Raw genomic sequence first — 5,813 nt, 5'->3', positions numbered from 1 at the left:
AGCTCATAATATAAATAAATTGCATAACAAAATACAGGCTAACCGAACTGGTAAGCATTTATTTGAATTAAAGAAAACTGCATAATTTAATTTTTTAAAGCCTTTTTTCATTAGGCTTATTTAAGTGTGTCTATTTTTATATTCAATTTGATTTTAATCGAAAATGTACAATTATTTTTTTGAAAATATAGAAAAAGAGCTATTGCTAGCGGATTTTTTTACCCGCTATTGCGACAGCTCCTTTTAATAAAAAAATCTGGCAACATATCATTAGAAAGTTTCCAGATTTTTTTTGTTATACAGAATTTAATGATTTTACCATAGCACAATTAAGTGCTTGCTCAACATCAGATTGACTGATTAGACTTACTAAGGATTCATTTAATTCTTGAGCTTTCCTTAATAATTCTATTGATCTTTCAAAGTTTCCATTTTTATTTTCTATTAATGCTGTATAATAGTAGGGTTCAATAAAACGAACATTTTCATTAATTAAAGTATCGAAATATTTTTTTGCTTCATCAAACTTTTCAAGTTTATAGCAGATTTCAGCATAGTTAGATTTAATTATATTATTATCAGGATTAAATTCCATAGCTTCATTAATATAATTTTTTGCTTCATCAAATTTATTAGAGCATAATAAAAATGAAGTTAGTGTTTCATATATATAAGTGTTTTTATTATTAGCTAATAGATTTTTTAAAGAAGTTATTGCTTCTTCTTTAGAGCTAGTTTTCCAAGTAACAATTGCTTTTGTAACTTCTAAATTTATAAACTCATGTGGCTTAATACTTTTAAGATTTAAATTTTCATTTATATATTCTTTTGCTAATGAGGGTTTACCATATTTTAATTCGCAAATTAAGTAATTTATTATGATAGGTGCATTTGCCCAAGGAGACATAGCGGCATCTCTATAATATTCTAATGTAGTCTTATAATCTTCTAATTTATATGATTTCATAGCTTTAAATACTTTAATATAATGTTTTTTTGTTATTATTAAGTAAATTAAGAACAACATTAAGAATACAAGTATAGCAAATTGTATTCCAAGAAAAATTCCTAATAGTAAGGAAAGTACGCCTATAGATAGTAAAATAATAGTACCTTTGTTTAAATTTTTTCCCATAAAATCCTCCATTAATTGAAATGTTTTATCAAACCTTATTATAGATATAAAGTTAAAAAAAGTAGTAAATATTAGTATATTATAGTTATTATTATACAATATGTAAATAATTTCACAAGTGACTAATAAAAAGTTAATAGTTTTAATTGAGATAAAAAGTAGTATAATAAGTTTAGTAAAAAATTAAGGCAAGGAGAAAAGTTATGAGAGTAATGTCTTTCAATTTAAGAAGCGATTTTATTCTAGATTTTAAAAATAGATGGGATGATAGAAAACATATAGTTTATAAGATAATAGATAAATATAAATGTGATATTATAGGAGTTCAAGAAGTAAATAATAAAATGTATGATGATATAAATTCCAATGTAAATAATTACAATATCATAGGAAGTGCAAGAAGTAAGAGGTTTTTTTCAGAGAGAAATAATTTGTTTATTGAAGAAAGGCATAATATATTAAAACATAAAACATTTTGGTTATCTAAAAGCCCAGATAAGGTAGGAAGCCAACTTTGGTATTCCTTATATCCAAGAATTTGTACAACGGCTGTAGTAGAGTTAAAAAGTGGAGAAAGGGTGAGAATATATAATACTCATCTTGATTGTTTTTTACCTCAAGCTAGAGATTTCGGATTAAAGAAGTTAGGACAATTTATTGAAAAAAATCGTAAAGAAGAAAAATTACCTGTAATTATAATGGGTGATTTTAATGCAACACCAAATAGTAAAGTTATTAAAAAGTTTGCAGCTGGTGAATATAGTACTGATAGATTTATAGCTGTACAAGAAGTAAAAAAAGAGCTATATAGTAAATCAACTATGAGCAGTTTTAAAGGTAAAGAAAAGGGATTGCATATTGACTATATTTTTGTTAGTGAGGATCTAGAAATTGTTGATGTTGATATAGTTAAAGATAATATTAATGGAAAATATCCATCAGATCATTATCCATTAATTGCAGATATTAGAATAAAAAATAAATAAATATGGTAAAGGATAGCTAGAATTATTTTTAGTTATCTTTTTTATTTAGGAGGAAAGGTTAAATAAATGTTAACTGGTTTTAAAATAAGTAAAATATAGAATATTATAAGTTAATAAATGTTAAAAAAATACATTTAAGTATAGAAATGATATATAATTCGCTTTGTAAGTAATTACAAGGGGGAATTTTAAAATGATAAAAAGAACTAAAAAGGTAATGGCAGCTTTAATGTTAGCAATTATGCTGACTACTACAAGCTATACTGTATTTGCGGCAGAAAATGATGGATGGACAGAAGCACCATATACAGAGGCAGCACAAGGTGGAGCTTGGGAAGCTTGGTGTGAAAAATGGGAAACAATTAAAAATGATTGGACTCAATTATCAATTACACCAGGAAAAAATGAAACAGAATTAAACTTTGCTTGGTATTCTAATAAAGAAGAAACTTCACCCAAAGTAAGAATAAGCAAAAATTTAGATATGAGTAATTTTGTTGAATTTACTGGAAAACAAAGTAGAGCTGTTACTAACCAGAAAACTAATGTGGAGTATGTATCAAATAAAGTAACTATAAGTGCCCTAGAAGAAAATACTATATATTATTATACTTATGGGACTAATGAAAATTGGAGTGAACCTGTGGAAATTAATACACAATCGACTAATAAGTTTACTTTTTTCTTAGCAGGAGATCCACAAATAGGTTCGTCACTTAAAAATACAGCAACTGGTGAAACAGAAGTAATAGGACAAGAGAGAGCTGTAAGAAATGATAGTTTCAATTGGAATAATACTATAAAAAAAGCATTATCGTTAGTTCCAAATGCAAGTTTTATGATTTCAGTAGGAGATCAAATTTCAATAAGAGATAAAAATGCTAATATGGAACAAGCTCTTGCTTATACTGACAATGAAATTGAATATGCTGGATATTTAAGTCCAGATGCATTAAAGTCATTACCAGTTGCGACTACAATAGGAAATCATGATGCTATTAGTGGAAATTATTCTTACCATTTTAACAATCCTAATACAAGTACTTTAGGTTCTACAGTAGCTGGTGGTAACTATCATTACACATATGGAAATACATTATTTATTATGCTAAATACTAATAATACAAATGCACAAGAACATAAGCAATTTATAGAACAAGCTATAGCTGAAGCTGGGGATGTGACTTGGAAAGTAGTAACTTTACACCAAGATATTTATGGGTCAGGGGAACATTCTAATGAACCTGATATTGTAGAATTAAGGTATAAATTAGTTCCGATTTTTGAAGAAAATGATATTGATGTTGTTTTAACAGGACATGATCATACTTATGCTAGATCTGAGATATTAAAAGGTGGAGTAAAAGATAGCAGTACATTTTTAACTGAAGAGGAATTTGAAGAATTTTTTGATATAGAATTTGAAAGTGATTATACTGAATTAGTTGAAGATGAAAAATACTTAAATTACTTAGAAAGCATTGGAGATAAAAATGCAATACAATCAGATTTAATTGTTAAAGGTGAAAACATATATAATCCAGAGGGAATATTATATATAACAGCAAACTCTGCATCAGGTAGTAAGTACTATAATAATGTACCAAGACAACAAGCTTATATTGCAAGTAGATGGCAAGAGGATGTACCTACATTTTCAGCTATAAGTGTTGATAATGTAAGTTTATCAATTAGTACATATAGAACAGATACTATGGAAAAAATAGATGATACTATTACTATTGTTAAATCTGTTGAATATGGAAATTTATTAGAAAAGATTGAAGAAGCAGAAGCTAAATTTGAAGATAAAGAAAAATATACAGTATCAACTTGGGTTGAATTTGAAGCTACACTTTTAAGTGCTCAAAAAATAGCTGAAGATATAAATCTTAATGAAGAATTAGTTTCAGAAGTTTATGGAAATTTAAAAGTAGCTATGGATCAACTTGCATTAAAGGGAGATACTACAGAGTTAAATGTTGAAATTACAGCAGCTGAAGAATTATCAAATAATTCAGTAGTTGGAAATGAAGCTGGACAATATCCACAAGAAGCTAAAAATGAACTAGTAGCAGCCATTAATACTGCAAAGGAAGTATGTTCTTCTGATGATGCTAGCCAAATAATTGTAGATGAGGCAGTTTCAAAGCTAAAAGAAGCAGTCAATAGATTTAAAAACACAGTTGTAGTTAAAGAAGAAGCTTCAGGTGGAATTACTAATAATGGAAGTGATAGTAATGAAAGTACAATCAATGATTCAACTTCGACAAGTAAGCCAAATAGTAGTGTAAATACTGGTGATAGTTCTAATATATTTGTTTATGGAATTCTATCACTAGCAGCAGTCGGAATAGTAGCATTAAACTTTAAGAAGAAGAAAGAAATAGTAAAATAAGCTAAAAGTAAGTTCATTTCAAAATGAAATTTGTTCTGTTTTGAGATAAACTCTAATTAAACGGGAGGAATGTTATGTTAACAGGTTTATTAAGAAATATAAAAGGGAAGATTATAGTAGGAGTTATTGTTATATTATTTTTTATGTTTTTATATTTTTTTAATAACATTGAAAAGGCAGAGCTAATTAATCGTGCTGGAACGAGTTATGAAAAGGCTATTGTTATGGAAATAATAGAAGATAATCTTCAAGAAGATGGCTCAAGAATTGGATATCAAAAAGTTAAATTAAAGATATTAAGTGGAAAATTAAAGGGCGAGATATTAGATAGTACAAGTTTTGCAGGATATTTATATGGTGCGGATTGTACAGTAGGAATGAAAGTTATAGCCAGTATAAGTGAATATGACGGAAGTGCTTCAGCATCAGTTTATAGCTATGATAGATCTAATATTATTTATATGTTTGTAGGATGTTTTCTACTTATGCTTTGGGTTATTGGAGGTAAAAAAGGTTTTAAATCAGCAATAGGACTAGTATTTACGTTTATATGTATAATTTATTTATTTCTGCCTATGTTATACAAGGGATATTCTCCGTTTTTATCAGCTGTAGTTGTAATAATATTAATAACAATAGTTTCATTATATCTAATTGATGGAATAAGCAAAAAATCAGTTGCTGCAATTATAGGTACTATAATAGGAGTAATAATTGCTGGAATATGTGCAGCTGGATTTGGTCATATTGCAAAGATATCAGGTTATAATGTTTCAGAAGTTGAAGAGTTAGTATTTATAGCAAGTAATACAAATTTGAAAGTTGGAGGTATATTATTTGCTGCCATACTTATTGCATCATTAGGAGCTGTCATGGATGTAAGTATGTCTATAGCATCTACTATTAATGAGATATATATTCATAATAATAAAATAGGCAAAAAAGAACTTTTTAAATCAGGAATAAATGTAGGTAGAGATATGATGGGAACTATGTCTAATACATTAATATTAGCTTTTACTGGTGGCTCAATAAATACATTGATTTTAAATTATGCCTATGCACTAAGATATAATCAAGTTATAAATACATATGAAGTTGGTATTGAGATAATGCAGGGAGTTTCAGGAAGTATCGCTATAATATTATCGGTTCCATTAGTATCAATTATTTCAGCTTATTTATTAACTTTTGAAAGAAAAAGAGTGTTAATAGTGAGATATGTTATGACTAAAAAAATCAAAAATGTAATAAATATATTATTATTTATAATAGTTATCATATGCCTTACAAC

Annotated in this window: 4 protein-coding genes; 3 read left to right on the top strand and 1 reads right to left on the bottom strand. The window is 27.2% G+C overall.

The window, feature by feature from the left end:
* Nucleotides 1–295 precede the first annotated feature (295 nt).
* The gene (locus EJJ37_RS19335; protein WP_166484852.1) at nucleotides 296–1,135 is read right to left on the bottom strand and encodes a tetratricopeptide repeat protein; all 840 of its coding nucleotides are present in this window, start codon (nucleotides 1,133–1,135) and stop codon (nucleotides 296–298) included.
* Nucleotides 1,136–1,338: 203 nt separating this feature from the next.
* Between EJJ37_RS19335 and EJJ37_RS19330 the strand changes: the two genes are divergently transcribed.
* The 3 genes from EJJ37_RS19330 to EJJ37_RS19320 all read left to right on the top strand — a co-directional run.
* Nucleotides 1,339–2,121 (top strand): endonuclease/exonuclease/phosphatase family protein, encoded by a 783-nt coding sequence (locus tag EJJ37_RS19330; protein WP_133017073.1) that lies wholly within the window; start codon nucleotides 1,339–1,341, stop codon nucleotides 2,119–2,121.
* A gap of 193 nt (nucleotides 2,122–2,314) precedes the next feature.
* Nucleotides 2,315–4,519 carry a purple acid phosphatase family protein gene (locus EJJ37_RS19325; protein ID WP_133017072.1) on the top strand — a complete coding sequence of 735 codons (2,205 nt, stop codon included), beginning with the start codon at nucleotides 2,315–2,317 and terminating at the stop codon, nucleotides 4,517–4,519.
* A 74-nt stretch (nucleotides 4,520–4,593) separates the two neighbouring features.
* The coding region (locus EJJ37_RS19320) for a YibE/F family protein (protein WP_133017071.1) at nucleotides 4,594–5,813 on the top strand (1,220 nt) is incomplete at its 3' end.

Origin of the sequence: Clostridium cuniculi, assembly GCF_004353185.1 — a bacterium.
Lineage (GTDB): Bacteria > Bacillota > Clostridia > Clostridiales > Clostridiaceae > Clostridium > Clostridium cuniculi.
Note: the sequence above shows the minus strand (reverse complement) of the source record. Positions and strands in the feature narration are given on the sequence as shown.

Bases quoted from the DNA above. Each gene is read 5' to 3' on its own strand.
- EJJ37_RS19335 (WP_166484852.1), bottom strand. From the start codon at position 1,135: ATGGGAAAAAATTTAAACAAAGGTACTATTATTTTACTATCTATAGGC.
- EJJ37_RS19330 (WP_133017073.1), top strand. From the start codon at position 1,339: ATGAGAGTAATGTCTTTCAATTTAAGAAGCGATTTTATTCTAGATTTT.
- EJJ37_RS19325 (WP_133017072.1), top strand. From the start codon at position 2,315: ATGATAAAAAGAACTAAAAAGGTAATGGCAGCTTTAATGTTAGCAATT.